Raw genomic sequence first — 225 nt, 5'->3', positions numbered from 1 at the left:
TCGTCGAGAATGAGAAGACCGCTAACGAGAACATTATCGGCGGTAGTGAGATCGGCAGGCATCTGGCCCGGCACGATATCAAGATCGAGGTGAGAACGACGCCTGCCGCTGATATCGATGTCCCGAATATTATTCTGTCGCATGTTGCCGACAGCGCGGCGAGCCTGCTCGTGATGGGTGGCTACGGGCACTCCCGTCTGCGTGAGTTCGTGCTTGGCGGAGCAA

1 protein-coding gene is annotated in these 225 nt (G+C 57.8%); it reads left to right on the top strand.

From position 1 onward, the window contains the following. On the top strand, positions 1-225 hold a 225-nt coding region (locus BGN91_RS08955), incomplete at both ends, for a universal stress protein (protein WP_292612412.1).

This window comes from Nitrobacter sp. 62-13, assembly GCF_001896955.1.
In the GTDB taxonomy this organism is placed as follows: domain Bacteria; phylum Pseudomonadota; class Alphaproteobacteria; order Rhizobiales; family Xanthobacteraceae; genus Nitrobacter.
Note: the sequence above shows the minus strand (reverse complement) of the source record. Positions and strands in the feature narration are given on the sequence as shown.